Genomic DNA, 26,962 nt, shown 5'->3' with positions numbered 1-26,962 from the left:
TCAGCGCATCGCCAGCGCGGCAAGTGCCGCGTTCGCCGCGGCCGCGCCCGAATTGCGCGAGGCGTGGATCGTGCTCGTCACCATGCCCGCCCAGAAGATCGTGCCGTCGATCGGGGCATTCAGGCCGTTGCGCCGTGAGAACGGCCCGGGGTACGCGCCTCTCGCGAACTCGTCCTGCGACCAGTCGTAGGTCGAGGCGTTGACGCACCGGAGCCCGTGATCACCGACGGCGGTGCGCACGTTGTCGAGCGCCGCCTCGAACCGCTCGGCCTCGGGCAGATCGAGGAGTTCCTGCGCCTTGCCGCCGGTCATCCACGCGACGACGATCTCGCCGGCGTAGCCCGGCGTTCCCAACGAGCCGTTCCAGAGGCTCGGCGGGTTCTTCGAGAACGTCGTCATGATGTCCCAGGCGTGCGGCACGGGGTGGTCGGGCGACAGCACCGGCTGGGCGAACTCGAGGATGCCCTTGAACACCGGCAGGTACTCGATCTCCTGGAATCCGTCGCGCTTGTCGGCTGGCAGCGGAGGATCGAACGTGATGTCACCGTGCTTCAGCACGCCTCCGGGGATGGCGACGACGAGCGACTTCGCCTTGAACGAGCCGCGGGTCGAGTGCACGTCGACCCTGCCTGGCCGGTGCTCGACGGTGTGCACGCGAGCGCCGTGCAGCAGCGGGAGACCTGCCACGAGCGGCTGCAGCACCTGGTCGTACCCGCCGATGACTCGGTAGTCGCCGTAGTCCTCGGGCGGCATCGGACCTGAGAGCTCCTGCATCTCGAGGCAGGCCGCCACGGTGTCGACGACGAACCACGCGGGCAGCACGTCGAACTGCTCGCTGTCGACCTCGAGCGCAGCGACCATGATCGGATAGCTCTCGCGTGGGATGCCCACGCGCTCGAGCCATGCGAGGGCGGTTTCAGCGTCGACCGGGTCGGGCAGCCCGCCCGGCAGCCACGGCGCTCCGAGCGGGAAGTGCCAGCTCTCGAAGGTGAAGCCGTCGACCCACTGCGTGTCGGGCCGGAGCCGTCCGAAGATCGTCGTCTGCCGGCGAGTCGAGAGTCCGAGCTGGTCGATGAGGCCCCACGTCGACACCGTCGTGCCGTGCACGAGCTCGGCGCCGCGCTCGATCGGGATCGACATGGAGGTGCGGTCGGTCCACATGCGGCCGCCGATACGATCACGGGCCTCGAGCACGAGCACGCGCTTGCCGGCATCGGCGAGCACTCGTGCGGCGCCGAGACCCGCGGCGCCGGCCCCGATGACGATCGCATCCCACATGCGGTTGTGGGAACCCGGGATGCCGCGGCCCGGGTGCGCGCCCGCGGTGAGGAGCAGGCCTGCGGCGCCGGCCGCGCCGACGCCGAGCATGGTGCGCCGCGTGAACCGTCGAGCATGGCCCGTCGTGGTCGCGTCTTCGTCGTACATCGTGCCTCCTGGAACGTCGCTGTCAGAGGGCCGCCGACGGAGCCTCGAGACGCGGAACCGGCCGACGAACGGATGCTGCAATCGGACAGTACCGCGAACGGCGACATGTCCGCAACACTGTTGACAACATCGTTGCGCCGAAGAGCGCGAACCTTCAGACGTGCCCGATGCCGAAGTTCCATGGAGCGCGGATCACGCTCGTCACCGGTCGGGGGCGCCGACGAGGCTAGGCGGCTCGCTCCCCCTCGTCATGGGAGTCGGCGATCGACGACTCGACCGATTCACTCGCAGGTTCGTCGCTCCCCCAGAGGACAGCGTGCCGCCCCCGCGGCGCTGCACACTCAGCGCACGATGTGCATCGCCCTCGCGGCATCCGTCAGGGAACCGCTGAGCGACGGATAGACCGGGAACGCCTCGGCGAACTGGTCGACCGTGAGCCGGTGCTCCACCGCGAGCGTCATCGGGAAGACGAGCTCGGAGGCCTTGGGCGCCACGATGACGCCGCCGATGATCGCGCCCGAACCGCTCGACGCGAAGAGCTTCACGAAGCCGTCGCGGATGCCCATCATCTTCGCGCGGGGATTCGAGGCGAGCGGCAGTTTGTAGACGACCCCGGGAACGACGCCCTCTTCGATCTCCTTCTCGGTCCAGCCGACCGTGGCGATCTCGGGCTGCGTGAAGATGTTCGACGTGATGTTGCGGAGCTCAGGCGGGTTCACGATGTCGCCCATGGCGTGGAACACGGCGGTACGGCCCTGCATCGAGGCGACCGAGGCGAGCGGAAGGAAGGTCGTGCAGTCGCCGGCCGCGTAGATGTTCGGCATCGAGGTGCGAGCCACGCGATTGACCCGGATGTGCCCGCTCTCGGCGAGCTGTACGCCCGCCTCCTCGAGTCCGATCTCGGCCGTGTTGGGCACCGAGCCGACGGCCATGAGACAGTGACTGCCACGCACCTCTTTTCCGTCGGTGAGCGTCGCAACGACACTGTCGCCGTCGCGCACGACCGACTCGGCGCGCGTCTTGTTCATGACCTTCATGCCGTTGCGCTTGAAGACCTTCTCGATCACGGTTGCGGCGTCGGCGTCTTCGCCCGGCAGCACCTGGTCGCGGCTCGAGATGAGCGTGACCTTCGCACCGAGTGCCCGGTACGCCGATGCGAACTCGGCTCCGGTCACTCCGGAGCCGACCACGATGAGGTGCTCGGGAACCTGCTGCAGGTGGTAGAGCTGGGTCCACGTGAGGATGCGCTCGCCGTCGGGCACCGCGGTCGGCAGCACGCGAGGTGAGGCGCCGACCGAGATCACGAGCGTGTCGGCCTCGATGCGGTCGAAGTCGGTGCCGCCCTTGGCGGTCGAGACGATGACCGCGTTCGCCCCGTCGAGGCGGCCCTCGCCCTGCACGAGGTGCACGCCGGCCTCGATGAGGTTGCCCCGCATGTCTTCGGACTGCTGGGCGGCGAGGCCGAGCAACCGCTTGTTGACGGCGGCGAGGTTGATCGCGACCTCGGGCTTGACGGCCTTGTCGGCGGAGCCCTTGGCGAAGAACTGCACGCCGAGATCTGCGGCCTCCTTCACCGCGTTGGATGCCTCAGCGGTGGCGATGAGCGACTTCGACGGCACCACGTCGGTGAGCACGGCCGAGCCGCCCACACCGGCTCGTTCGATGAGGGTGACCTCCGCCCCGAGCTGGGCGCCCGCGAGGGCCGCCTCATATCCACCGGGTCCTCCTCCGAGGACGGCAATGCGTTGGGTGCGCTCGAACTCGTAGGCCATGCTCACATTCTGTCAGTTTCGGGCGCCCGGCCAGCAAACGAGCAGGAATGCGCCGCGGCATCCGCTGCTCATTAGAGTGGTGTGATGCACGCAGCAAACCCGCTCGACGACCCGACCGCAGACCCGTTCGCCATCGCCGCCCTCGCGGCGGAGCGCATCGCAGAGCTCACCGGCGTCGAGCGCCACGACATCGCCCTCACCCTCGGCAGCGGCTGGGGTCGCGCAGCGGAGCTCATCGGCGAGACGACGCACACCCTCGCCGCGACCGACGTGCCGGGCTTCTCGAAGCCCGCGCTCGAGGGCCACGTCGGCACACTGCGCTCGGTGCTGCTGCCGAGCGGCAAGCGCGCCCTCGTCATCGGCGCCCGAACGCACTACTACGAGGATCACGGCGTGCGACGCGTCGTGCACTCGGTGCGCACCGCGGCGGCCACCGGCGCGACGACGATGATCCTGACGAACGGTGCCGGAGGCATCAAGGACCATTGGACGCCGGGTACCCCGGTACTGATCAGCGACCACATCAACCTCACTGCCGACTCGCCGCTCGAGGGCGCGACGTTCATCGACCTCACCGACCTCTACTCCAAGCGTTTGCGCGACCTCGCGCACTCGGTCGCACCCGGGCTCGACGAGGGCGTCTACTGCCAGTTCCGCGGCCCGCACTACGAAACGCCGGCCGAGGTGCAGATGGCGAAGATCATCGGCGGGCACATCGTGGGCATGTCGACCGCACTCGAGGCGATCGCGGCCCGTCAGGCGGGCATGGAGGTGCTCGGGATGTCGCTCATCACGAACCTCGCCGCCGGCATCCAGCAGTCGCCGCTGAGCCATGAAGAGGTCATCGAGGCCGGCCGTGCCGCCGAGCCGGTGATCTCCAGCCTGCTCGCCAAGATCGTCGCCGAACTCTAAGGGGCAGCGGATGTCGCAGATCGACGACCAGCACCGCATCGACCGCGCCGAGGCGTGGCTCGCGCAAGACCCCGACCCCGAGACGCGAGCCGAGCTCACCGCGATCGTCGAGGCCGTGCGTGCCGGCGACCCCGCGGCAACCGCAGATCTCGCCGATCGGTTCGACGAACGGCTCGCCTTCGGCACCGCCGGGCTCCGTGGCGAGATCGCGGCCGGACCGAACCGCATGAACCGCGTGCTCGTCTCGCAGGCGGCGGCGGGCCTCGCGGCGTACCTCATCGAACACGCCACGGTCGGCCAGACGCCGTCGGTCGTCGTCGGTTACGACGGCCGCAGGAACTCCGCTGTCTTCGCACGCGACACCGCCGAGATCATGGCGGGCGCCGGCGTGCGTGCGATCCTCATGCCGCGACTGCTGCCGACCCCCGTGCTCGCCTTCGCGGTGCGGCACCTCGACGTCGCTGCGGGGGTGATGGTCACGGCCTCGCACAACCCGCCGAACGACAACGGTTACAAGGTGTACCTCGGCGGCGAAGACCGCGGTTCTCAGATCGTCGCGCCCACCGACGCCGAGATAGCCGCGCGCATCATCGAGGTCGCAGACACCGCCAACGTGCTCGAACTGCGCCGAGGTGTCTTCGAGACCGCCGCGGAGTCCGTGATCGACGAGTACGTTCGCCAGACGGCCGCCGTCGCAGCCGCGCCGACGGCGCAACCCGCCGTGGTGTACACCGCCATGCACGGTGTCGGGTGGCAGACGATGTCGAGGGTGCTCGACGCCGCCGGCTTCGATACGCCGGCTCTCGTCGATGCGCAGATCGACCCCGACCCGGCATTCCCGACCGTCTCGTTCCCCAATCCCGAGGAACCCGGCGCGATGGACCTCTCGTTCGCGCGCGCCCGAGAGGTCGGCGCCGAATTGGTCATCGCGAACGATCCCGACGCGGATCGCCTCGCCGTCGCGATTCCCGACCCCGCAGCCGAGGCCGGCTACCGACGACTCTCGGGCAATGAGATCGGGCTGCTGCTCGGCTGGCAGGCCGCCGAACGCGCCGCCGCGGTCTCAGGCGACGGCGGGCCCGAGGGCTCGCTCGCTTGCTCGATCGTCTCCTCCCCCGGCCTCGAGGCGGTCGCCCGCGCCTACGACCTCGATTTCGAGGCGACGCTCACCGGATTCAAGTGGATCTCTCGCGCGCCGAATCTCGTCTTCGGCTTCGAAGAAGCGCTCGGCTACCTCGTGAATCCCGGCACGGTGCGCGACAAAGACGGCATCTCGGCGGGCATCTCGTTCCTCTCCCTCGCCGCAGCGCTGAAGGCCGAGGGCCGCACGGTCGCCGACCACCTCGACGCGTTCGTCGACCGATTCGGATGCCACGACTCCGCCCAGATCTCGCTTCGAGTCACCGAGCTCGCCCGCATCGGCGAGATCATGGCCCGACTCCGTGCCGATCCGCCGGCGGTCATCGGCGGCGTCCGCGTGGAACGCATCGAAGACCTCTCCGAAGGGTTCGGTGAGCTGCCGCCGTCCGACGTGCTGCGCATCGTGCTCGACGGCGGCGCCCGCGTGATGGTGCGCCCCAGCGGCACCGAGCCGAAGCTCAAGGTCTACATCGATGCGGTCTCAGAGACCGGCACGGTCGCCGAACGTCGCGCCGCGGCATCCGCGACCGTTGCTGCGCTCGAAACCGGAATGCGCGAGCTCGTCGCGTAGGCGGCCCGCTGAGTGGGCAAGACCACGCGGTCGCAGCGGCACAGCACGGCGTGTTGCTGCCCGTTCAGGTCATGAGGCGACGTTGAACGCCCAGCCGCCGCCGGGTGCCGTGGGATGGCGGCCGGGGCGGTCGATCAGCCGAGCGAGGTCTCGAGCTTCGCGCCGATCTCTTCGACGTCGAAGTAGTTCGACACCTCGACGATCTCGGCGAAGCTGCGCCCGATCGCCGCACGCACCGCCTCGGCGAGCTCCGTCGACGTCAGGATGACCTGGGCATCCGCCGCCGCCACGGCGATACTCGCCAGATCGCTCGCGTCGACCTCGGCGGAGAGCCCGAGACGAGCGAGCGCCCGCTCGGCATTGACCTTCAGGATCGCGGAGGTCCCGATGCCCACCCCGCAGACGGCGATGATCTTCACGAGCCTGCCGCTCGATCGAAACCCAGCAGGGTGCGCACCTCGTCGGCCGTTTCGGCGTTCGCGATGCGCTCGACGATTCCGCTGTCGTTGAAGGCATTCGCGAGCCTGGCGACGGATGCCACGTGCTCTTCTGCGTTCGAGACGGCGAGGCCGACGACGACACGCACCGGGTCGTTGTGCGGGTGCCCGAACGGCACCGGCTCGGCGAGGGTGATCACGGCGATGCCCTCGCGCAGCACATCGGCGCCCGGCCGCGCGTGCGCCAGCGCGAGCCCGGGAGCGATCACGACGTAGGCACCGAACTCCTCGATGACGGCGATCATGCGTTCGCCGTACTCCGAGCGCGTCGAGCCCGAGCGCACGAGCGCACGGCCCGCTTCGCGAACTGCGGCGTGCCAGTCGTCGACGTGGGCTCGGAGCACGATCGCATCGTCGGGGAGCGGCGGGAGGGTCATGAGGGTCCGTTCAGGGTGCTGCAGGCGGGTGCGCGATGCGGAGAGGCATCCGTCGTATCAGGCCTCGTCGAAGCCGTCTTGGATCTGCTCGACGAGTTCTTCACGGTCGTCGAGCGGCAGGAACGCCGCTGCCGCCGCGTTCAGCTGGAAGGTCTCGAAGTCGTCGAGGTCGTACCCGAACGCGTCGCTGAGCAGCGCGAGTTCGCGAGTGAGACTGGTGCCCGACTGGAGCCGGTTGTCGGTGTTGACCGTGACGCGGAAGCCCAGTTGGTAGAGAAGGTCGAACGGGTGGTCGACGAGCTCATCGCCCCACGCCGCGATCGCGCCCGTCTGCAGGTTCGACGACGGGCTCGTTTCGAGTGCGATCTCGCGGTCGCGCACCCACTGCGCGATCGGGCCGAGCGACACGTAGGTGTTCTCGTCGTCTTGACGCTCGATGAGCAGGTCTTCGGCGATGCGGACGCCATGGCCGAGGCGCAGCGCCCGACCGTCGAAGAGTGCGCTGCGAATCGACTCCAGCCCATCGGCCTCGCCGGCGTGCACCGTGACGGGCAGGTACTGGCTCGCGAGATAGTCGAACGCGGTACGGTGGCGACTCGGCAGGAACCCGGCCTCTGCGCCCGCGATGTCGAAGCCGACGACACCGCGGTCGCGGTGACGCACCGCGAGCTCTGCGATCTCGAGTGCGCGGTCGGCGTGCCGCATGGCGGTGACGAGTTGGCCGGCGCGGATGCCGTGGCCCTGGCTGCGCGCGTCGTCGACGCCCTGCTCGATGCCGGCCTGCACCGCTTCGACGGTCTCGTCGAGGCTGAGGCCCCGGGTGAGGTGCTGCTCGGGAGCCCAGCGGATCTCGCCGTAGATCACCCCGTCGGTCGCGAGGTCTTGCACGAACTCGCGGGCGACGCGAGTGAGGCCCTCACGGGTCTGCATGACGGCCGTCGTGAGGTCGAACGTCTTGAGGTACTCCACGAGCGAACCGGAGTTGGACTGATCGGTGAACCATCGACCGAGCGCATCGGCGTCGGACCCCGGGACCTCGAGACCGATCTCGTCGGCGAGTTCGATGAGCGTCTGCGGACGCAGCCCGCCATCGAGGTGATCGTGCAGCGAGATCTTCGGCAGGGACTGGATGTTCGTGCCGTCGCCTTCGAGGCGGTACTCCGTCGGAATCGTGTTCACGACTCAACGATAGCGATACGGCGCCCGCGAAGTCTCGGCAATCTCGAAGCAAGCCGATTCCCATGGCACGTGCCGCCAGGGCACCCCTCGAGGCGCGAGGAAGGGCGGGCCAGAGGCCCCGCCGTCAGCGGCCGATGCGGTCGGCGATCAGCGGGCCGCCGTCTTCGATCGTGTCGCCGGCGTCGCCGATGCGCCAAGCACCTTCGACGGCGTCGAGCGCACGCGCGAATCGCGCCGGCTCATCGGCGTGCAGGGTGAACAACGGTTCGCCCTTGCGCACGGCATCGCCGGGCTTCGCGTGCAGCTCGATGCCGGCTGCGTGCTGCACCGGATCTTGCTTGCGTGCACGCCCCGCACCGAGGCGCCACGCGGCGATGCCGAACGGCAGTGCCTGCTGCGCGACCAGCACGCCGTCGCGCTCGGCGGTCACGATGTGCTGCTCCCGTGCGACCGGCAGGACCGCGTCGGGGTCGCCGCCCTGCGCCCGGATGGCGCGGCGCCACGTGTCCATCGCGCGGCCGTCGTCGAGCGCCGCTTCGACGTCGACATCGGGCTGGCCCGCGAGAGCGAGCATCTCGCGCGCAAGGGCGACCGTGAGGGCTCGGACATCGGACGGGCCGCCACCGGCGAGCACCTCGACCGACTCGCGCACCTCGTTGGCGTTGCCGATGGTGAGGCCGAGCGGCACGTTCATGTTCGTGATGAGCGCCGAGGTCGCGACGCCGGCGTCTTCGCCGAGCTCGACCATCGTGCGGGCGAGCTCCCGCGATCGCTCGATGTCGGTGAGGAACGCGCCGGATCCGAACTTCACGTCGAGCACGAGCGCGCCGGTGCCCTCGGCGATCTTCTTCGACATGATCGAGGAGGCGATGAGCGGAATCGCCTCGACCGTGCCAGTGATGTCGCGCAGGGCGTACAGCTTCTTGTCGGCCGGGGCGAGTCCGGCACCGGCCGCGCAGATCACGCCGCCGACATCGCGCAGCTGGGCGAACATCTCGTCGTTCGTGATCTCGGCGCGCCAGCCCGGGATCGACTCGAGCTTGTCGAGCGTGCCGCCGGTGTGACCGAGACCCCGGCCGGAGAGCTGCGGCACTGCGACGCCGAACGTCGCCACGAGCGGCATGAGCGGCAGGGTGATCTTGTCGCCGACTCCACCCGTGGAGTGCTTGTCGCTCGTGGGCTTGCCGAGGCCCGAGAAGTCCATGCGCTCACCACTGGCGATCATCGCCATCGTGAGATCGCGGATCTCGCGGCGGGTCATGCCGTTCAGGAAGATCGCCATGGTCATCGCCGACATCTGCTCGTCGGCGACGTAGCCGCGCGTGTACGCGTCGACGAGCCAGTCGATCTCGGGCGTCTCGAGCTCATGTCCGTCGCGCTTGGCACGGATCAGGTCGACGGCGTCGAACGGTTCGACCGCGCTCATGCATTCACTCCCTTGTATTCGGCGAGCTGTCGCGGGCCGAACGCGTCGGGCAGCACCTCGTCGATGGTCTTGATTCCCGAAACGGTGTCGAGCAGCATCCCCTCGGCGGAGTGCTCGTAGAGCAGCTGTCGGCACCGCCCGCACGGCATCAGCGCCGCCCCGTGTCCGTCGACGCAGGCGAACGCGACGAGCTTGCCGCCGCCCGACATGACGAGAGCCGAAACGAGCGAGCACTCGGCGCAGAGCGTCACGCCGTAGGAGGCGTTCTCCACGTTGCATCCGCTCACGACGCGGCCGTCATCGACGATCGCGGCGGCCCCGACCGGGAACTCCGAGTACGGCACGTAGGCCTTCGCCATCGCCTCGCGAGCGCGCCCGCGGAGCTCGTTCCAGTCGATCGCATCCGTTGCGGTCATGGTGCTCCCCCGTTCCAGGATGAGTGGGTGCGGGCGCCCGCGCGGGGCGCCCGCATCAGGACTTGATGTACGGCTTGCCGTCGGCTGCCGGTGCTCGCGACCGTCCGACGAATCCGGCGACCGCGAAGATCGTGACGACGTACGGCAGCATCAGCATGAACTCGCTCGGCACGGGCGAACCGATCACCGACAGCGTGTTCTGCAGGTTCGACGCGAAGCCGAACAACAGTGCTGCGAGCGTCGCCTTGATCGGGTCCCATTGCCCGAAGATCACCGCCGCGAGGGCGATGAAGCCCGCACCCGCGGTCATCTCCTTGTTGAAGGCGATGCCCGAACCGATCGTGTAGAACGTGCCGCCGAGTCCTGCGATCGCGCCCGCGAGGGCGACGTTCCAGAAGCGGGTGCGGTTGACGTTGATGCCCACGGTGTCGGCGGCCTGCGGGTGCTCTCCGACGGCTCGGACACGTAGCCCCCAGCGCGTGTAGAACAGGCCGAAGAACACGAGCGCCACCGCGATGTACATGAGGTAGACGATGACCGTCTGACGGAAGAACACCGGCCCGATGATCGGGATGTCGCCGAGCAGCGGGATCGGGTAGCGGTCGAACCGCGGCGGCGTGTTGAGGGTCGCGGCGTTCGGAGCGAGCACCTGCGAGAAGAAGAAGCTCGTGAGACCCGTCACGAGCACGTTCAAGACGACGCCGACGATGATCTGATCGACGAAGTACTTGATCGAGAACACCGCGAGCACCATGCCGACGAGCATGCCGGCCACCATCGCCGCGATGAGCCCCAGCCAGGGCTGGCCCGTGACCGAGGCGACGACGGCCGCAGTGAAGGCACCCGCCAGCAACTGACCCTCGATCGCGATGTTCACGACGCCGGCCCGCTCGCCGATCACGCCGGCCAGGGAGCCGAAGATGAGCGGAACCGCGAGGCTCAGGGAGCCGAACAGGAGACCGATCATCGGCAGCGACGAACCAGCGCCCGCCCAGGTGAGGAAGCCGAACATGAACAGGATCGCGAAGACGACGATGAGCCACAACGGAATACGACGCTTCGAGCGCACGCGCAGGATGGAGTACAGGGTCGCGACGGCGAGCAGCGCGACGACAGCCCACAGCGCCTGCTCGGCAGGAACGACGAGGTCAGGCACCTGGACGGCGTCGGACTCCCGCGACCAGCGATAGGTCGTGTCGCCAGAGCGTGGAGCGAAGGCGGCGAGCGCGAACGCGATGATCGTGAAGATGCCGAACGCGATCGGCGCCTTCCAACTGACCACGACGGTCGTGTCGAGCGAAGCTGCCTGGGGCGACAGCTGGGGTCGTTCCGCGGTCGTGGTCACTTCACCACCTCCTTCGCGGCCTTGCGACGTTTCGGCTTGGCGTTCGGATCGGGCAGGCCGAAGATGGTGCGAACGAGCGGCGGCGCCGCGATGAAGAGCACGATGAGCGACTGCACGACGAGCACGATCTCGATCGGCACGCCCTCGGCCGCCTGCATCGAGAAGCCACCGGCCTTGAACGCCCCGAAGAGGATGCCGGCGACGAAGGTGCCCCACGGAGTCGAACGCCCGAGCAGCGCGACCGTGATCGCGTCGAAGCCGATGCCCGCGTCGATGCCCGCCGTGAACCCCGTCGTGACGGTGCCGAGCACCTGGTTCACGCCGGCGAGGCCGAGGAGCGCACCGCTGATGAGCATCGCGTAGACGTACATGCCCTTGACATTGATGCCGGCCACCCGTGCGGCATTGGGGTTGATGCCGACGGCCCGGAACTTGAACCCGAGACTCGACCGACTGAGGATCCACCAGACCAGGAACGTTGCAGCGAGCGCGAGGATGAACCCGAAGTGCAGGTTGAACTGCGGCCCGAGCAGCCCCGGGAAGATCGCGGACTCCTTCATCGCCGGGGTCTTCGGGTTGGAGGAACCGGGCGCCTGGAGGAGGCCGGGCGTGCGCAGCATCCAGGAGACGAGGTAGAACGCCACATAGTTGAGCATGATCGTGACGATCACCTCATGGGCGCCCGTGCGCGCCTTCAGCACGCCGGCGATGGCCGCCCAGAGTGCACCGCCCACGAGACCGCCCACGAGGGCGACGAGCATGTGCAGCCCCCAGGGAAGGTCGACGGCGAAGCCGATCCAGCCGGCGATGGATGCCGCGATGAGCATCTGACCTCGACCACCGATGTTGAACATGCCGACGCGGAACGCGAGGGCGACGCCGAGGCCTCCGGCGATGAGCGGGGTCGCGAAGGTGAGGGTCTCGGTGAGGGGGCGGATGCCGGCAGCGAACGTGTCGCGCCGGAAGTTGTAGATCGAGCCCTGGAACAGCGCCGTGTACGCGCCGGCCACCGAGTCCCAGATCGCGACGAGCAGGTCACCGGGCCGAGCGAAGAAGTACCCGCTCGTCTCCTGCACGCGCTCGTCGGTGAACGCGATCATGATCGCGCCGACGATGAGTGCGAGCACGACCGACAGCACCGAGATGAGCGCATTGCCCGTCGCGATCTGTCGCAGCATCGTGTGCCACTTCGACGGCGGCTCGACGCCGTCGACCGGGGGCTGCGCGGGACCGTTCGTCGGGCCGTCTGGGACGATCGCGCCCGGTTCCTCGATCGCGACATCGGGATCGAGGTCGCCGCCGACGGAGGCGTCGCCCCGCGGCCCTGTGGGGTCGCTCATGCGGCGGCTCCTTCTCCGGTCGTTTCTCCGGCCATCATGAGGCCCAGGACGTCACGCGGGGTGTCGCCGGGCACGATGCCGACGATCCTGCCCCGATACATGACCATGATGCGGTCGGCGAGAGCTGCCACCTCGTCGAGCTCGGTGGAGACCACCACGACGGGCACACCGGAGTCCCGCGCTTCGACGATGCGCTTGTGGATGAACTCGATCGATCCGACGTCGACGCCGCGCGTCGGTTGGGCCGCGACGAGCAGGCGCAGCTCGCGGCTCAGTTCGCGCGCGAGCACCACCTTCTGCTGATTGCCGCCGGAGAGTCGCTGCACATACTCGTCGATGCCCTGCGTTCGGATGTCGAACTCCTCGACCTTCTCGCGCGCGAAATCGGCGAGGACACCGTGCTGCAGGTTTCCGAAGCGCACGAACGGCGGCCCTTCGCTCTGGTTGAGCATGAGGTTCTCAGCGATCGTGAACTCGCCGACGAGTCCGTCTTCGTTGCGGTCTTCGGGTACGAAGCCGACGCCGGATTCGAGCACCGTGCGCACCCGTTCGCCGATGAGCTCGGCGCCGTCGAGCCTGATCGACCCCTGCACGCGGTGCTGGAGGCCGACGAGCGCCTCGGTGAGCTCGGTCTGACCGTTTCCCTGCACACCGGCGACCGCGAGGATCTCGCCTCGTCGCACAGTGAAGCCGACGTCGTTCACGACGAGCTGGCCGATCGGGTCGACGACCGTGAGGTGTTCGACCACGAGTGCGTCGTCGCCGAGCTTCGGCTCCTCTTTATGCACGGTGAGCTCGACCGCCCGGCCGACCATGAGCGACGCGAGCTCGGCGTTCGATGCCGTCGGCTCGGCCTCGCCGACGACCTTGCCGAGCCGGATGACGGTGATGCGGTCGGCGACCTCGCGCACCTCGCGCAGCTTGTGGGTGATGAAGACGATCGAGGTGCCCGATTCCTTGAGTTGGCGCATGGTGCCCATCAGCTCGTCGGTCTCTTGCGGCGTGAGCACCGCGGTCGGCTCATCGAACACGAGCACGCGGGCGTCTCGGGAGAGTGCCTTGATGATCTCGACGCGCTGCTGGACGCCGACGGGGAGATCCTCGACGAGAGCATCGGGGTCGACCTGGAAACCGAACCGGGACGAGATCTCGAGGACCTTCGCACGTGCTGCGGCGAGGTCGAGCCGGCCGAAGGCTTTCGTGGACTCGTGGCCGAGCATGACGTTCTCGGCGACGGTGAAGACGGGGATGAGCATGAAGTGCTGGTGCACCATGCCGATACCGGCCGCCATCGCGTCGCCGGGTCCGGCGAAGTGCTGCACCTCGTCGTCGAGGAGCACCTCGCCCTCGTCGGCCTGGTACAGGCCGTAGAGCACGTTCATGAGCGTCGACTTGCCTGCACCGTTCTCACCGAGCAGGGCGTGGATCTCGCCGGCCTCCACTGTGAGGTCGATGTGGTCGTTGGCGACCAAGCTGCCGAATCGCTTCGTGATGCCGCGAAGTTCGAGCTTCATGTCCCCGATCCTAGTGATTTGGCTGCATCCGTTGGTGATGCCGCACGAAAGTTGCGAGCGCCGGATGCACCGTGCTCAGATGTTGTTCGATGTGCGCTCATGCGCGTACTGACGCAGAGCGGGGAGGCCGGCGTGCGCCGACCTCCCCGACTCGCGTGGTGGTGCTACTCGGCGAGGTAGGACGTGACCTCGACGTCGCCGGCGATGATCGCATCTTTCAGCGCGTCGAGTTCGCCCTGGAGTTCCGCCGGAACCTTCGACTCGAAGTCGTGGAACGGCGCGATGCCGACGCCGTCGTTCTCGAGCGTTCCGATGAACGGGGTGTTGTCGAACTCGCCGTTGCCCGCCGCGAGAACCGCCTCCTCTGTTCCGACCGAGATGCCCTTCAGGATCGAGGTGAGGATCAGGTCCGCGACCGACGGGTCGGTCTCGGTGAGGTCGGCGTCGACGCCGAGCATGGCGATCTCACGACCGGAATCGCGGATGGCCGCCGCAGCCGACTGGTAGATCGGGCCGCCGACGGGCAGCAGCACGTCGACGTTCTGGTCGATGAGGCTCTGTGCTGTCTGGCGCGCGGTGTCGTTCGCCTCGAAGCCGCCCGTGAAGAGGCCGTCGGTGCCGTCCCAGCCGAGAACCTGCACGTTCGTGCCCTTCTCGGTGTTGTGGTATTCGACGCCCTGCTTGAAGCCGTCCATGAAGATGGAGACCGTCGGGAAGTTCATGCCGCCGAAGGTGCCGACGATGCCCGTCTTCGAGTACGCCGCCGCCGCATAGCCGGCGAGGAATGCCGCCTGCGCGGTGTCGAAGATGATCGGCTTGATGTTCTCGAAGTCGGTCGTGCCGTCGAAGTCGAGGTCGACCGTGTCGTCGATCGACACGTAGTTGATGTCGGGGTTCGCCTCAGCCGACTCGCCCGCCGCAGCAGCGAGGGCGAAACCGACCGTGACGATCAGGGCGCAGCCCTGGTCGACGAGGCTGGTCAGGTTGGGGGCGTAGTCGGTCTCTGCGTCGGACTGCACGTCGACCAGCTCGACACCGAGCTCCTCCGCAGCTGCCGTGGCGCCCTCGAAGCCGGACTGGTTGAACGACTTGTCGTCGAAACCGCCCGCGTCGGACACCATGCAGGGAAGGAAGTCGCTGCCGGCTCCCCCATCGGCGCCGTTGTCGGTCTCCTCGGGAGCCGCTGCGCAACCGGCGAGCAGAACGGCTGCGCCGAACATCGCGAGGCCGCCGAGAGCGGCCTTCCTGGTCGTGACCTTCACTGTGTCCTCCAAAGACTGCGCCCCGACCGATCCGAGGCTCGTGCAGTCACGTTACCGAATGTTGCGTCGAGCGCGACGGCCGAGGGGTCGGCGACATGCAATGGTTATCAAGACGCGATGTTCTGCTCATATGAGCAGCACGGAAGCCCCGCGAACGGGGGCGATCAGCGACGCTCAGGGGCACTCGGCGACTCGACGACGATCTCGCCTGCGATGATCGCCTGGCGCAGCCCCTCGATCTCGCCATCGAGACCCGGCGAGACGAGCGACGCGAGATCGTGATAGTCGGCGATCTCGACCCCGCCGTTCTCGAGCGTGCCGACGAACGGCTCGTTCGTGAAGGAATCGTCGAGCACGGAGCCGACGATCTCGACCATCGCGTCTTGCGTGTTCTTCAGCACGCTCGTCAGGATGACGGGTCTGTACTCGGCCGCGAGCGACTCGAAGCCATCGCTGTCGACCCAGATGACCGACACGCCGCCGCGCTCGAGCGCGGCGGCCGCCGAACCCTCGCCGACCTGGCCTGCGACCGGGAGGATCACGTCGGCGCCCTGATCGATGAAGCTCTCGGTCAGCGTCTTGCCCTTGTTGACATCTTCGAAGTCGCCGGTGAATGCGCCGTCCTGCGCCGCCTTGTCCCAGCCGAGTGCGCGCACCTGGGTGCCGTGCACCTCGTTGTACTTGGCGACGCCGTCGACGAACCCGTCCATGAAGAGGGTCACGGGAGGCTGGTTGCCGCCGCCGAAGGTGGCGACCACGCCGGTCTTCGAGACCCCGGCGGCGAGATATCCGGCGAGGTACGCGGCCTGTGCCGTGTCGAAGACGACGGGCTTGACGTTGTCGGCGTCGACGGTCTCGTCGACGATCGCGAAGTCGATGTCGGGATGCTTCGCCGCCTGGTCGAGCGTGGGCTCGGCCAGTTCCCATCCGACGGTCACGACGAGCTCGCAGCCCGAGTCCACGGCCTGCTGCACATTGGGGGCGAGGTCGGTCTCGCCGGTCGAGACGATCGCCTCCGCCGAGACCGGGAACTCGTCTTCGGCCGCCTGCAGGCCCTCCCAGCTCGACTGGTTGAAGGATCGGTCCTCGAGGCCGCCCGAATTCGTGACCATGCGGACGCAGGCCTCGTCGGCGGCGCCCTCGTCGCCGGCGTCGGGTGCAGGCGCGCACGAGGCGAGCGCCAGAGTTGCGGCGATCGTTGCAGCGGCGGCGATGATGCGTCGACTCAGGGACATCCGGAACCTGCTTCCTCGTGCTCGTTCAGAGCACGTCGTTCGAACCGCCGAGCCGGAGGGCGTCGACGACCGCTTTCACTCGCTGGGCGTGCTCGCTCGTCGTGACGAGGAGCGCGTCGGGCGTGTCGACCACGACGATATCGTGCACGCCGATGAGGCTGATGACCCGCTTCGAGCGGCTCACCACGATGCCGCTCGACGCGTCGGAGAGCACGCGGGCGTTCTCACCGAGGATCGCGAGCTCACCAGAGCGGCCGGCCGTGTTCAGCTTGGCGAGCGACGCGAAGTCGCCGACGTCGTCCCACGCGAAGTGGCCGCGGATGACGGCGAGGCGGCCGGCTGCCGCTGCCGGCTCCGCCACCGAATAGTCGATCGCGATCTTCTCGAGCTTCGGCCAGATGCGATCGACCGCCGGGCCTCGCGTGTCGGGGTCGTCCCACGCCGCGGCGAGCTCGACGAGTCCGGCGTGCAGCTCGGGCTTCGTGCGGGCGATCTCGGCGAGCAGCGCATCGGCGCGCGCGATGAACATGCCGGCGTTCCAGAGGTGCTTGCCACCCGCGAGGTAGCGCTTCGCCGTCGCGAGGTCGGGCTTCTCGACGAAGCTCGCGACCGCTTCGGCGTGTGCAGCGCCTTCGATGCCGAGGGGCGCGCCGCACTCGATGTAGCCGAAGCCGACGGCGGGTTCGGTCGGGGTGATGCCGATCGTCGCGATGTACCCGGCGCGGGCCGCCGCGACCGCATCGACGACGGCCGCACGGAAGAGCGCGGTGCCGGAGATCACGTGGTCGGCCGCGAAGGAGCCGACCACGACCCCCGGCTCGCGACGCTCGAGGATCGCTGCGGCGAGGCCGATCGCCGCGGTGGAGTCGCGCGGCTCGCTCTCGAGCACGACATTGTGGTCGGCCAACCCCGGCAGCTGCGCCTCGACCGCGGCGCGGTGCGCCCGGCCGGTGACGACCATGATGCGGTCGTCGCCCGACAGCGGGGCGAGGCGGTCCCAGGTGTCTTTGAGCAGTGTCTGGCCCGAACCGGTGAGGTCGTGCAGGAACTTCGGCGCGTCCGCGCGAGAAAGCGGCCAGAGTCGGGAGCCCACGCCGCCTGCGGGGATGACGGTGTAGAAGCCGTCGATCGGGGATACGTCCATCAGCACAGCGTAACCGGAGCGACTGACCGCCAAATCGAGGGCGGATGCCGCGGCATTCGATCTCTCGACGTCGAGAGAGTTAGGCAGGCCTTAGCGGCGCCCGGCGGGGCCGCGGGTCTACACTCGAATCGGGCCGTGTGCCCGTCGAGCCCTGCATCTCCGGGGCGATTCACACAGCCAGGGAGGGTTGTTCATGCCAGAGACCTCGGCAGGAACCCTGACCGCACCCGCGAAGCCGGCGAGACAGAAGCCTGGTGGCACGCTGTACCGCGGCCGTGAGGGAATGTGGTCATGGGTGCTGCACCGCATCACGGGTGTCGCGATCTTCTTCTTCCTCCTCGTGCACATCCTCGACACGGCACTCGTGCGAGTGAGCCCAGAGGCCTACAACGCGGTCATCGGCACCTACCAGACGCCCATCATGGGCCTCGGCGAGGTGGCCCTGGTCGGAGCGATCGTCTTCCACGCCTTCAACGGCCTGCGCGTCATCCTCGTCGACTTCTGGTCGTGGGCGACCCGCCACCAGAAGGTGCTGTTCTACATCGTCATCGGGCTGTGGGTCGTGACGATGCTGGCCTTCGTGCCGCGCCACCTCATCAACGTCTTCAGCCACTAGGGAGGCGCCGGACATGACTGCCATGGAATTCCCCGATCGTCCGCGCCGACGCGGCCTCAACCTCGAGAAGTGGGGCTGGATCTACATGCGCGCGTCGGGCGTCGTGCTGATCGTGCTCATCTTCGGCCACCTGTTCGTGAACCTCATGGTCGGCGAGGGCGTCAAGGCCATCGACTTCGGCTTCGTCGGCGGCAAGTGGGCCGACCCGTTCTGGCAGTGGTGGGACGTGCTGATGCTCTGGCTCGCCCTCATCCACGGCGCCAACGGCATGCGCACCATCGTCAACGACTACACCAACCCCGGTGGCGTGCAGAAGGTGCTGAAGGGCGCCCTGTTCGCGGCTGCCGCGGTGCTCATCGTCCTCGGCACCCTCGTCGTCTTCACCTTCGAGCCGTGCCCGGTGGGCGCGCCCTCCGACCTGCTTCCCTCGTTCTGCGCCGCATAGGAGATCCGTGAACCCCCAGAACGCCGACGCCGAGACCACGGTCATCGACGGCGTCCATTACCACCAGTTCGACATCGTGATCGTCGGCGCCGGTGGCGCCGGCATGCGCGCGGCGATCGAGGCCGGCCCCGGCGCCAAGACCGCGGTCATCTCGAAGCTCTACCCGACGCGCTCCCACACGGGGGCGGCGCAGGGCGGAATGGCTGCGGCCCTCGCGAACGTCGAGGAGGACAGCTGGGAGTGGCACACCTTCGACACCGTCAAGGGCGGTGACTACCTCGTCGATCAGGACGCCGCCGAGATCCTCGCGAAAGAGGCGATCGACGCGGTCATCGACCTCGAGAACATGGGCCTGCCGTTCAATCGCACGCCAGAGGGCAAGATCGACCAGCGGCGCTTCGGCGGCCACACCCGCGACCACGGCAAGGCACCCGTTCGCCGTGCCTGTTACGCGGCCGACCGCACGGGTCACATGATCCTGCAGACGCTGTTCCAGAACTGCGTTCGACTCGGCATCAACTTCTTCAACGAGTTCTACGTGCTCGACCTCGTGATGACCGAGGTCGACGGGAAGCAGCAGCCCTCGGGCGTCGTCGCCTACGACCTCGCCTCGGGTGAACTGCACGTCTTCCAGGCCAAGGCCGTGATCTTCGCGACCGGTGGCTTCGGCAAGATCTACAAGACCACCTCGAATGCGCACACCCTCACAGGCGACGGCGTCGGCATCATCTGGCGCAAGGGCTTGCCCCTCGAAGACATGGAGTTCTTCCAGTTCCACCCGACCGGCCTCGCCGGGCTCGGCATCCTCCTCACCGAGGGCGCCCGCGGAGAGGGCGCGATCCTCCGCAACGCGAGCGGCGAGCGCTTCATGGAACGCTATGCGCCGACCATCAAAGACCTCGCGCCGCGCGACATCGTCGCGCGCTGCATGGTGCAAGAGGTCGCCGAGGGTCGCGGCGCCGGCCCGCACAAGGACTACGTGCTGCTCGACTGCACGCACCTCGGCGCCGAGGTGCTCGAGACGAAGCTGCCCGACATCACCGAGTTCGCACGCACCTACCTCGGTGTCGACCCCGTCTACGAGCCCGTGCCCGTCATGCCGACCGCCCACTACGCGATGGGCGGCATCCCGACGAACGTCGCCGCCGAAGTGCTCTCCGACAACGACACGGTCGTGCCCGGACTCTACGCCGCCGGCGAGTGCGCCTGCGTCTCGGTGCACGGCTCCAACCGGCTCGGCACGAACTCGCTGCTCGACATCAACGTCTTCGGCAAGCGCGCCGGCCGCAACGCGGTCGAGTACGTGCAGTCGGTCGACTTCACGCCCCTGCCGAGCGATCCTGCCGCAGCGGTGCGGAGCATGCTCGAGCAGCTGCGCGACTCGAACGGCACCGAGCGCATCGCCGCGATCCGCAAAGAACTGCAAGACGAGATGGACAAGAACGCGCAGGTGTTCCGCACCGACGAGTCGCTCGAGCACGTGACGAAGGTCATCGCGGGTCTGCGCGACCGCTACCGGAACGTCGCGGTGCACGACAAGGGCAAGCGTTTCAACACCGACCTGCTCGAGGCTGTCGAGCTGGGCTTCCTGCTCGATCTCGCCGAGGTCGTCGTCTTCTCCGCACGCAACCGCAAAGAGAGCCGTGGCGGCCACATGCGCGACGACTACCCGAAGCGCGACGACGAGAACTACATGCAGCACACGATGGCTTACCTTTCGGGTGACGCGCACTCCTCGCTCGCCGACGACCACATCCGGCTCGACTGGAAACCGGTCACGATCACCCGTTACCAGCCGATGGAGAGGAAGTACTGACGTGAGCACTGCAACGCTCGAGCAGCCGCCCGCCGCTGAGGCGGCCATCCAGTCCTTCACGGTGACCTTCCTGATCCGCCGCTTCGACCCCGACGTCGACACCGAGCCGCGCTGGCAGGACTTCGACGTCGAGATGTACGCGACCGACCGAGTGCTCGACGCCCTGCACAAGATCAAGTGGGAGCAGGACGGCTCCCTCACCTTCCGCCGCTCGTGCGCGCACGGCATCTGCGGCTCCGACGCGATGCGCATCAACGGACGCAACCGCCTCGCCTGCAAGACGCTCATCAAAGACCTCGACATCTCCAAGCCCATCTACGTGGAGGCCATCAAGGGCCTGCCGCTCGAGAAGGACCTGATCGTCGACATGGAGCCGTTCTTCGCGAGCTACCGCGAGGTGCAGCCCTTCCTGATCGCGGGCTCGGCACCCGTGGCGGGCAAGGAGCGGGTGCAGTCGGTCGCCGAACGCGCCATCTTCGACGACACCACGAAGTGCATCCTCTGCGCGGCGTGCACCTCGTCGTGCCCGGTGTTCTGGACCGATGGCCAGTACTTCGGCCCGGCGGCGATCGTCAACGCCCACCGCTTCATCTTCGACTCGCGCGACGAGGGCGCCCAGACGCGCCTCGACATCCTCAACGACAAAGAGGGCGTGTGGCGCTGCCGCACGACCTTCAACTGCACCGAGGCGTGCCCCCGCGGCATCGAGGTGACCAAGGCCATCGCCGAAGTCAAGCAGGCCGTCATGCGCGGCAAGCCGTAGCGACGCTCGAACAACACGAACGGGGCCAGGGGTCATGATGACCCGGCCCCGTTCGCGCGCGCCCCGGGGGGAGGCGCTACTCGTCCTCGCCGCCGATCCGCCCACGGCGGATCAGGTACGCCCCGAAGAGCACACCACCGACGAGCACGAGTCCGAGTGCTCCCCAGGGGAGCGGCGCCGAGTCGATGCCCGTTCTCGCCATCGCGGGCGGAGGGTTCGGCGGCGTGAATCCGGGGGGCACGGCATTCCAGTAGGCGGCGAAGATCGTCTGCGGACGGCCGTCGACGGTGACGATCTCAGAGGCGGAACCACCGGTGCGGGCCCGTGCCCGCGTCCCAGCTCTCCTGCGCAGTGACGATGCCGGTGATGATGTCGCCAAGCGCTTGCCGCCTGCGCAGGGGCGGCCGGTGCGAAGACCGCCGCAACCACACCTCCCGACGCGAGCAGGGCGACGGCGGCGACGGTGCTGGACAGCTTCCGTCTCGCGCGTCGAACGTGCAGGCGCCATGCTCGTGATTTCGAGCGCCGGGTCGGTGTCTCGGGTACGCAAGCGCTTGGCGATCATCATCAGCCTTCGGGTGATGGAACGATGAGACATCGCTCCTGGCTGTACTCGACCCGCCGGGTACTGCGGGCCCGAGTCCGCGGGTAATCGGACTCGTCGTCATCCTCCCACCGCACACCAACGCGAGGAAGACTCGAGACGACACCAGAACAGGGGTGAAACGGCAATTCGAACCGCCATGACTCGACCCGTCGGGCGCGCGGATGCCGCGGCTCTCGTGAGCCGCGGCATCCGCGATTCGGCCTCAGGATGGTGTCGCCGTCGGGTACGGCGCCGTCACACCTCCCTGCGCGAACGTCGGCCGAGTCCGACCCCCGCTGCTCCGAGCAGCAGGACGAGGAGCGTGAGCGGCAGCAGCGCGGCCGTCTCGGTTCCCGTCGCCGCCAGAACCTTGGCGGGGGTCGTCGTGGTGCCTGCCGGTGTCACCGGCACGACCGGCACGACCGGCTTCACGGGGTGATCGACGACGCACGGTCCGTTGTCGCCCTCAGCCAACGGCGGGCACTCTCCGCCCGTTGACGGCGCGACCACATTGTGCAGCAGCTGCCCATGCGCGTCGGCGTCGACCTGCACGGTGTACCAGGTCTGCGCGGACTCTCCCGGCAGGAGGGTCGGCACCGCCCACGTCAACACGTTCCCGGCCAGACTCAGGCCGGGTCCGAAGCTGACGAGCGTCCCGTTGTCGAGCACGTCGGTCAGGTCGTCGAACGCCTGTGCGCCCTCGACGATCGCCAACGACGTGTTCTCAGCGTCGAGGTAGTAGGTGATCACGGCACCGGCTTCGACCGTCGCCCCGTCAGCCGGGTCGGAGCTCTTCATGAGCTCCCAGCCGGGTACGGGCGGCGGGCACGGCAGAATCTCGATCGTTCCACTGACATCCTCGGATGCCTCGGTGCCGACGCGGTGCAGGGTGACGTCGTACTCCCCTGGCGCTGGAACACCGAACGACCATTCGAAGTCGGCGCTCGTCGCGGTGAACGAGTGCATGCCGACCTCGGTGTCAGTGCCCGCCTCGAAGACGCGCAGTTCGTAGTCCGCTCCGGGGAAGAGGTCGCCGAGCACGACATCGAGCGCCGGCACCGGGCCCCCGAAAACGGGGCACGGAACGAAGCTCAGCGAGAGGCTCGGGTCGAGCAGGTCGCAGTCGTTCTCGAAGATCGGCAGGAGATCGAGGTTCAAGCCCGGGAAGAACTGCTCGACACCCTCGCTGTCGAGGTAGTGGAACGCGGGGATGATGTCCCGACCGTCCTGATGCTCGGAGTGCGCGTGCGTCGGGTCGTCCGGATCGTTGGGGTCGCCGTTCGGATCGATGATCGATCGCACGCTCGGGCTGATCGAGACGTACGGGTTGCTCGCGCTGCTCGTCGCGTGACAGATGTCGACGTGATCGTTCCACTCGGGCACCTGTACCGGTGGCCCGCCATGATCCAGCACTTGGACCATCTCGGGAGCGGCAGCAGCGGCGGGATCGACGACGTCGGCCGCCGGATCCGGTTCGACCGCGGACTCGAGCTCGACGACCGGCTCGACGACGGGCTCTGGGGCGGGCTCGGGCTCAGGGGCCGGCTCGGGCTCAGGCTCTGGGGCGGGCTCGGGCTCGACGACCGGCTCGGGCTCAGGAGCGACGGGCTCGGCCGCAGGGGCCTCGACCGCGACTTCGACGACGGCCTCCGGTGGCGGAAGCGCATCGTCGGCGGCGGCCATCGCAGGTGCGCCGAAGACGACCATTGCGACGGCGACGATCACCGCAGTGGGGCCCATGCGGCCGCGCGCTGAAAGCGAGCGGCGCTGGGTGCGCGGGTGGGCAGGCAGGACAGTGCTGAAACGGGTCATGACAGCTCCAGGTTCGGGTGGGAGCCGGCTCGGGTAAACGGGTCGGGTTCGGGTGTCGCCAGTGTGCGCCGACCACCTCTTAAAAACAAGCATTTCTCATGAAATGCCCCCCGAAAGCGGTGCATGCCGCCCAGCGTCCGGAAGTGCGAATCCAGGCCGTCCGTGCCGTGCAACGGACCGGGTCGTGGCTAGGGTTGGAGCGTGAGCGAGCGGGGTTCGAAGCCCACACCGGAGCCGGGCCGGACGTTCGACGAGCGCGCTGGGCGCGACCCCCTGGGGCTCGACGATCACGCCTCGGTGGCGAAGGAACGCTTCGAGGCGATGAGCCGGCCGATTCGCGTTCGACTCGAGGAGCCGATCAGCAAGGTCACCGTGATCACGCAGAAGACCCTCGCGCTCTTCCCGGTGCGGGTCTGGCGGCACTTCCTCGACCGCAACGGCTTCATCCTGTCGTCCGGCATGAGCTACCAGGCGTTGTTCGCCATCTTCGCAGCGGTCTACGTCGTCTTCGCCGTCGGCGGACTCTGGCTCACCGGAAACAGTGAGACGCTCGACGCGTTCATCGGCCTCTTGAACACCTACGCGCCGGGGCTCATCGGCCCTGATGGCGTCATCCCCACCGACGAGCTCACCGCGATCGCCAACACGAGCACCAGCCTGTTCGGGTGGACCGGAGCCGTCGCGCTCGCCGGTCTCATCTGGACCGCGATCGGCTGGATCACCTACGCGCGCATGGCGGTGCGCAGCATCTTCGGGCTGCCGAAGGACGCTCGCGCCTACGCGCTGCTGAAGGCCAGAGACGCCCTCGTGGGATTCGCGTTCGGAGCGGTCCTCGCCATCGCAGCCGTCCTCTCCGTCGTGGCGACGTCGTTCTTCGGCTGGCTGTTCAGCCTCTTCGCGCTGCCCGACGGGGGCGGCTGGTCGGGCGTCTTCGTGCGATTCGGTGCGCTCCTCGTCGTGTTCGTGCTCGATACCCTCGCGCTCGCGGTGATGTTCCGTTTCCTCTCGGGCGCTGCCATGCCGTGGCGACGCATGTGGGTCGGCTCGCTTCTCGGTTCCGCCGGACTCTCGGTACTCCAGATGCTCGGCGGCTGGCTCGTCTCGAGCGTGACCACCAACCCGCTCCTCGCCACGTTCACGGTCTTCATCGCGCTGCTGCTGTGGTTCCGCCTCGCGAGCATCGTGATCCTCGTCGCGGCGAGCTGGATCGCAGTGGAGGCCTCCGACGCGCACGAGAGTCTGCGCCTGGTCACACCGGAGCAACTCGCGATCGAGCAGCGCGAACAGGAGCAGCGCGCCCTCGCCACGGCGGCACGGGTTCGCGTGCGCACTGCCCGGCACGAGCTCGACACGGCGAATTGGATCGAGCGTTTCGCCGCGCGTCGCCGACTCGCCCGGGCTGAGCAGGAGCTCGCCGAACTGGAGCCGCCCGCGCTGCCGTCGGCGGGGCCTCGTAACGTCGGAGGGCTCCCGTAGGATCGATCCATGCCCTCTGCGAAGCCCCTCCGTCTCGCCAGCGTCAACGTCAACGGAGTGCGTGCCGCATTCCGCAAGGGCATGGGCGAGTGGCTTGCTTCACGTGACGTCGACATCCTCGCATTGCAAGAGGTGCGTGCCTCCACCGAAGACCTGCAGGGGCTCCTCGGCGAAGAATGGGACATCCTGCACGACCCCGCCACCGCGAAGGGCCGTGCCGGCGTCGCGATCGCGAGCCGCAACCGGGCGAGCATCCACCGCGTCGAGCTCGGTGCGACCGATTTCGACAGCGCCGGTCGCTGGCTCGAGGCCGACTACGAGGTCGGCGATCGGGTGGTGACCGTCGTCTCCGCCTACGTGCACTCGGGTGAGGCCGGCACGCCCAAGCAGGTCGAGAAGTTCAAGTTCCTCGATGCCATGGCCGAGCGCATGCCGAAGCTGGCAGCCCAGTCCGAGCTCGCGGTCATCGTCGGCGACTTGAACGTCGGTCACCGCACACTCGATATCAAGAATTGGAAGGGCAATGTGAAGCGCGCGGGCTTCTTGCCCGAAGAGCGTGCGTATTTCGACCGCTTCGTCGGCGCAGAGGGCGATGACGGGTACAACGCGGGTGCCGGATTCGGCTGGATCGACCTGGGCCGCCGCTTCGCCGGTGAAGTCGACGGCCCGTATACCTGGTGGTCGCAGCGCGGCAAGGCGTTCGACACCGACACCGGATGGCGCATCGACTACCAGCTCGCAACACCGGCGCTCGCCGCGACGGCCGTGTCGTACACCATCGATCGCGCCGATGCGTGGGACACGCGATGGTCCGACCACGCGCCCGTGGTCGTCGACTACGCCATCTGACCTGCACGACTCTCTCCTGAGGATCCACTCTCCATGAACACCACCCGCCCCGTCGTCTTCTCCGGCATGCAGCCGTCGAGCGACTCCCTGCACCTCGGCAACTACCTGGGCGCTCTCGTCAACTGGGTTGCGCTGCAAGACCACTACGACCCCATCTACTGCGTCGTCGACCTGCACGCGATCACCGTGCAGCAAGACCCGGCTGCACTGCGCGAGAACGTGCGGCGCACTGCCGCGCAGTACCTCGCGTCAGGTGTCGACCTCGATCGCTCGACGCTCTTCGTGCAGTCGCACGTGCCGGCGCACGCTGAGCTCGCGTGGGTGCTCGGCACGATGACCGGGTTCGGCGAGGCCGGCCGCATGACGCAGTTCAAAGACAAGTCGGCACGGCACGGGTCCGACGCCACGACGGTCGGGCTCTTCACCTACCCGGTGCTGATGGCCGCCGACATCCTGCTCTACGGCACCGAACTCGTGCCAGTCGGCGACGACCAACGACAGCATCTCGAACTGACGCGCGACCTCGCCGGGCGCTTCAACGCCCGATACGGCGACACCTTCGTCGTGCCCGAGGCACTCATTCCCAAGGAATCGGCGCGAATCTACGATCTGCAGGTACCGACCGCGAAGATGTCGAAGTCCGCGGCGTCCGAAGCCGGCCTCGTCAAGCTCATGGACGACCCCGCGGTCACGGCGAAGAAATTCCGCAGTGCGGTCACCGACACCGAGCGCGAGATTCGTCATGACCCGGCCGCGAAGCCCGGCATCTCGAACCTGCTCGACATCTACGCCGCGATCAGCGGCGACAGCATCGATGCGCTCGAGACCCGGTACGCCGGCCGCGGGTACGGCGATCTGAAGAAGGATCTCGCCGAGGTCGTCGTCGAACGCCTGGCGCCGATTCGGACTCGCACGCTGGAGCTGCTCGACGACCCGGCCGAGCTCGATCGTCTGCTCGCGATCGGTGCCGAGCGCGCGAGCGAACGCGCCGAAACGGTACTTCGCGCGGTCTACGACCGTGTCGGGTTCGTGCGCCGGAGCTGA

The 26,962-nt window shown here is 68.1% G+C and carries 24 protein-coding genes; 9 read left to right on the top strand and 15 right to left on the bottom strand.

All coding sequences use genetic code 11. The annotated features are described in order from the left end of the window. Positions 1 to 1,425: a flavin monoamine oxidase family protein gene (locus AC6CH0_RS11000; RefSeq protein WP_498100627.1), complete on the bottom strand. Its 1,425-nt coding sequence runs from the start codon at positions 1,423 to 1,425 to the stop codon at positions 1 to 3. A gap of 341 nt (positions 1,426 to 1,766) precedes the next feature. Beyond that, positions 1,767 to 3,197, bottom strand: a complete 1,431-nt coding sequence (locus tag AC6CH0_RS10995) for an NAD(P)H-quinone dehydrogenase (RefSeq protein WP_498100625.1) — start codon at positions 3,195 to 3,197, stop codon at positions 1,767 to 1,769. 84 nt (positions 3,198 to 3,281) lie between these two features. On the opposite strand from AC6CH0_RS10995, the gene AC6CH0_RS10990 reads away from it, so the two are divergent. Both AC6CH0_RS10990 and AC6CH0_RS10985 read left to right on the top strand, forming a co-directional pair. Continuing rightward, positions 3,282 to 4,109, top strand: coding sequence for a purine-nucleoside phosphorylase (locus tag AC6CH0_RS10990; protein ID WP_498100623.1), 828 nt, complete (start codon positions 3,282 to 3,284; stop codon positions 4,107 to 4,109). 10 nt (positions 4,110 to 4,119) lie between these two features. Beyond that, positions 4,120 to 5,820 (top strand): phospho-sugar mutase, encoded by a 1,701-nt coding sequence (locus AC6CH0_RS10985; RefSeq protein WP_498100621.1) that lies wholly within the window; start codon positions 4,120 to 4,122, stop codon positions 5,818 to 5,820. Positions 5,821 to 5,954: 134 nt separating this feature from the next. On the opposite strand, the gene AC6CH0_RS10980 is transcribed toward AC6CH0_RS10985, so the two are convergent. From AC6CH0_RS10980 to AC6CH0_RS10930, 11 genes are all read right to left on the bottom strand, one after another. After that, on the bottom strand, positions 5,955 to 6,239 hold the full coding sequence (locus tag AC6CH0_RS10980) for a PTS sugar transporter subunit IIB (protein ID WP_498100619.1): 285 nt from the start codon (positions 6,237 to 6,239) through the stop codon (positions 5,955 to 5,957). Next, positions 6,236 to 6,694: a PTS sugar transporter subunit IIA gene (locus tag AC6CH0_RS10975; RefSeq protein WP_498100618.1), complete on the bottom strand. Its 459-nt coding sequence runs from the start codon at positions 6,692 to 6,694 to the stop codon at positions 6,236 to 6,238. The genes AC6CH0_RS10980 and AC6CH0_RS10975 overlap by 4 nt, the downstream gene beginning before the upstream one ends. A gap of 57 nt (positions 6,695 to 6,751) precedes the next feature. Then, a complete protein-coding gene (locus AC6CH0_RS10970; RefSeq protein ID WP_498101110.1) occupies positions 6,752 to 7,864 on the bottom strand; it encodes an adenosine deaminase in 1,113 nt (370 codons plus the stop codon). A gap of 133 nt (positions 7,865 to 7,997) precedes the next feature. Then, a complete protein-coding gene (locus AC6CH0_RS10965; protein ID WP_498100617.1) occupies positions 7,998 to 9,299 on the bottom strand; it encodes a thymidine phosphorylase in 1,302 nt (433 codons plus the stop codon). Then, positions 9,296 to 9,715: a cytidine deaminase gene (locus AC6CH0_RS10960; protein WP_498100616.1), complete on the bottom strand. Its 420-nt coding sequence runs from the start codon at positions 9,713 to 9,715 to the stop codon at positions 9,296 to 9,298. The genes AC6CH0_RS10965 and AC6CH0_RS10960 overlap by 4 nt, the downstream gene beginning before the upstream one ends. A 55-nt stretch (positions 9,716 to 9,770) precedes the next feature. Beyond that, positions 9,771 to 11,060 (bottom strand): ABC transporter permease, encoded by a 1,290-nt coding sequence (locus AC6CH0_RS10955; RefSeq protein ID WP_498100615.1) that lies wholly within the window; start codon positions 11,058 to 11,060, stop codon positions 9,771 to 9,773. Further along, positions 11,057 to 12,400: an ABC transporter permease gene (locus AC6CH0_RS10950; RefSeq protein WP_498100614.1), complete on the bottom strand. Its 1,344-nt coding sequence runs from the start codon at positions 12,398 to 12,400 to the stop codon at positions 11,057 to 11,059. Before AC6CH0_RS10950 ends, AC6CH0_RS10955 begins: the two co-directional genes overlap by 4 nt. Next, positions 12,397 to 13,914: an ABC transporter ATP-binding protein gene (locus AC6CH0_RS10945; RefSeq protein ID WP_498100612.1), complete on the bottom strand. Its 1,518-nt coding sequence runs from the start codon at positions 13,912 to 13,914 to the stop codon at positions 12,397 to 12,399. Before AC6CH0_RS10945 ends, AC6CH0_RS10950 begins: the two co-directional genes overlap by 4 nt. Positions 13,915 to 14,078: 164 nt before the next feature. Continuing rightward, entirely contained in the window at positions 14,079 to 15,176 is a 1,098-nt protein-coding gene (locus AC6CH0_RS10940) for a BMP family lipoprotein (RefSeq protein WP_498100610.1), read from the bottom strand. A 164-nt stretch (positions 15,177 to 15,340) separates the two neighbouring features. Beyond that, positions 15,341 to 16,411, bottom strand: coding sequence for a BMP family lipoprotein (locus tag AC6CH0_RS10935; RefSeq protein ID WP_498100608.1), 1,071 nt, complete (start codon positions 16,409 to 16,411; stop codon positions 15,341 to 15,343). Between the two features lie 25 nt (positions 16,412 to 16,436). Then, a complete protein-coding gene (locus AC6CH0_RS10930) occupies positions 16,437 to 17,555 on the bottom strand; it encodes a mannose-1-phosphate guanylyltransferase (protein ID WP_498100606.1) in 1,119 nt (372 codons plus the stop codon). A 193-nt stretch (positions 17,556 to 17,748) separates the two neighbouring features. On the opposite strand from AC6CH0_RS10930, the gene sdhC reads away from it, so the two are divergent. From sdhC to AC6CH0_RS10910, 4 genes are read left to right on the top strand one after another with little or no spacing between them, the layout of a single operon-like run. Next, entirely contained in the window at positions 17,749 to 18,171 is a 423-nt protein-coding gene (gene sdhC, locus AC6CH0_RS10925) for a succinate dehydrogenase, cytochrome b556 subunit (protein ID WP_498100604.1), read from the top strand. Positions 18,172 to 18,184: 13 nt separating this feature from the next. Further along, positions 18,185 to 18,616: a succinate dehydrogenase hydrophobic membrane anchor subunit gene (locus AC6CH0_RS10920; protein WP_498100602.1), complete on the top strand. Its 432-nt coding sequence runs from the start codon at positions 18,185 to 18,187 to the stop codon at positions 18,614 to 18,616. Positions 18,617 to 18,623: 7 nt separating this feature from the next. Then, complete coding sequence (gene sdhA / locus AC6CH0_RS10915) at positions 18,624 to 20,432, top strand: succinate dehydrogenase flavoprotein subunit (RefSeq protein WP_498100600.1); 1,809 nt, start codon at positions 18,624 to 18,626, stop codon at positions 20,430 to 20,432. 1 nt (position 20,433) lies between these two features. Beyond that, positions 20,434 to 21,195, top strand: a complete 762-nt coding sequence (locus tag AC6CH0_RS10910) for a succinate dehydrogenase iron-sulfur subunit (protein ID WP_498100598.1) — start codon at positions 20,434 to 20,436, stop codon at positions 21,193 to 21,195. A gap of 76 nt (positions 21,196 to 21,271) precedes the next feature. On the opposite strand, the gene AC6CH0_RS10905 is transcribed toward AC6CH0_RS10910, so the two are convergent. Both AC6CH0_RS10905 and AC6CH0_RS10900 read right to left on the bottom strand, forming a co-directional pair. After that, entirely contained in the window at positions 21,272 to 21,397 is a 126-nt protein-coding gene (locus AC6CH0_RS10905; protein ID WP_498100596.1) for a hypothetical protein, read from the bottom strand. Between the two features lie 639 nt (positions 21,398 to 22,036). Further along, complete coding sequence (locus AC6CH0_RS10900; protein WP_498100594.1) at positions 22,037 to 23,593, bottom strand: DUF7927 domain-containing protein; 1,557 nt, start codon at positions 23,591 to 23,593, stop codon at positions 22,037 to 22,039. A 201-nt stretch (positions 23,594 to 23,794) separates the two neighbouring features. Here AC6CH0_RS10900 and AC6CH0_RS10895 point away from each other — a divergent pair, with 201 nt between their 5' ends. From AC6CH0_RS10895 to trpS, 3 genes are read left to right on the top strand one after another with little or no spacing between them, the layout of a single operon-like run. Next, positions 23,795 to 25,069 (top strand): YihY/virulence factor BrkB family protein, encoded by a 1,275-nt coding sequence (locus tag AC6CH0_RS10895; protein WP_498100592.1) that lies wholly within the window; start codon positions 23,795 to 23,797, stop codon positions 25,067 to 25,069. 9 nt (positions 25,070 to 25,078) lie between these two features. After that, positions 25,079 to 25,918, top strand: coding sequence for an exodeoxyribonuclease III (locus AC6CH0_RS10890; RefSeq protein ID WP_498100590.1), 840 nt, complete (start codon positions 25,079 to 25,081; stop codon positions 25,916 to 25,918). Between the two features lie 33 nt (positions 25,919 to 25,951). Further along, complete coding sequence (trpS, locus tag AC6CH0_RS10885) at positions 25,952 to 26,962, top strand: tryptophan--tRNA ligase (RefSeq protein ID WP_498100588.1); 1,011 nt, start codon at positions 25,952 to 25,954, stop codon at positions 26,960 to 26,962.

The organism is Agromyces sp. GQ35, from assembly GCF_059758475.1.
This window is presented reverse-complemented; position numbering and strand designations above follow the sequence as displayed.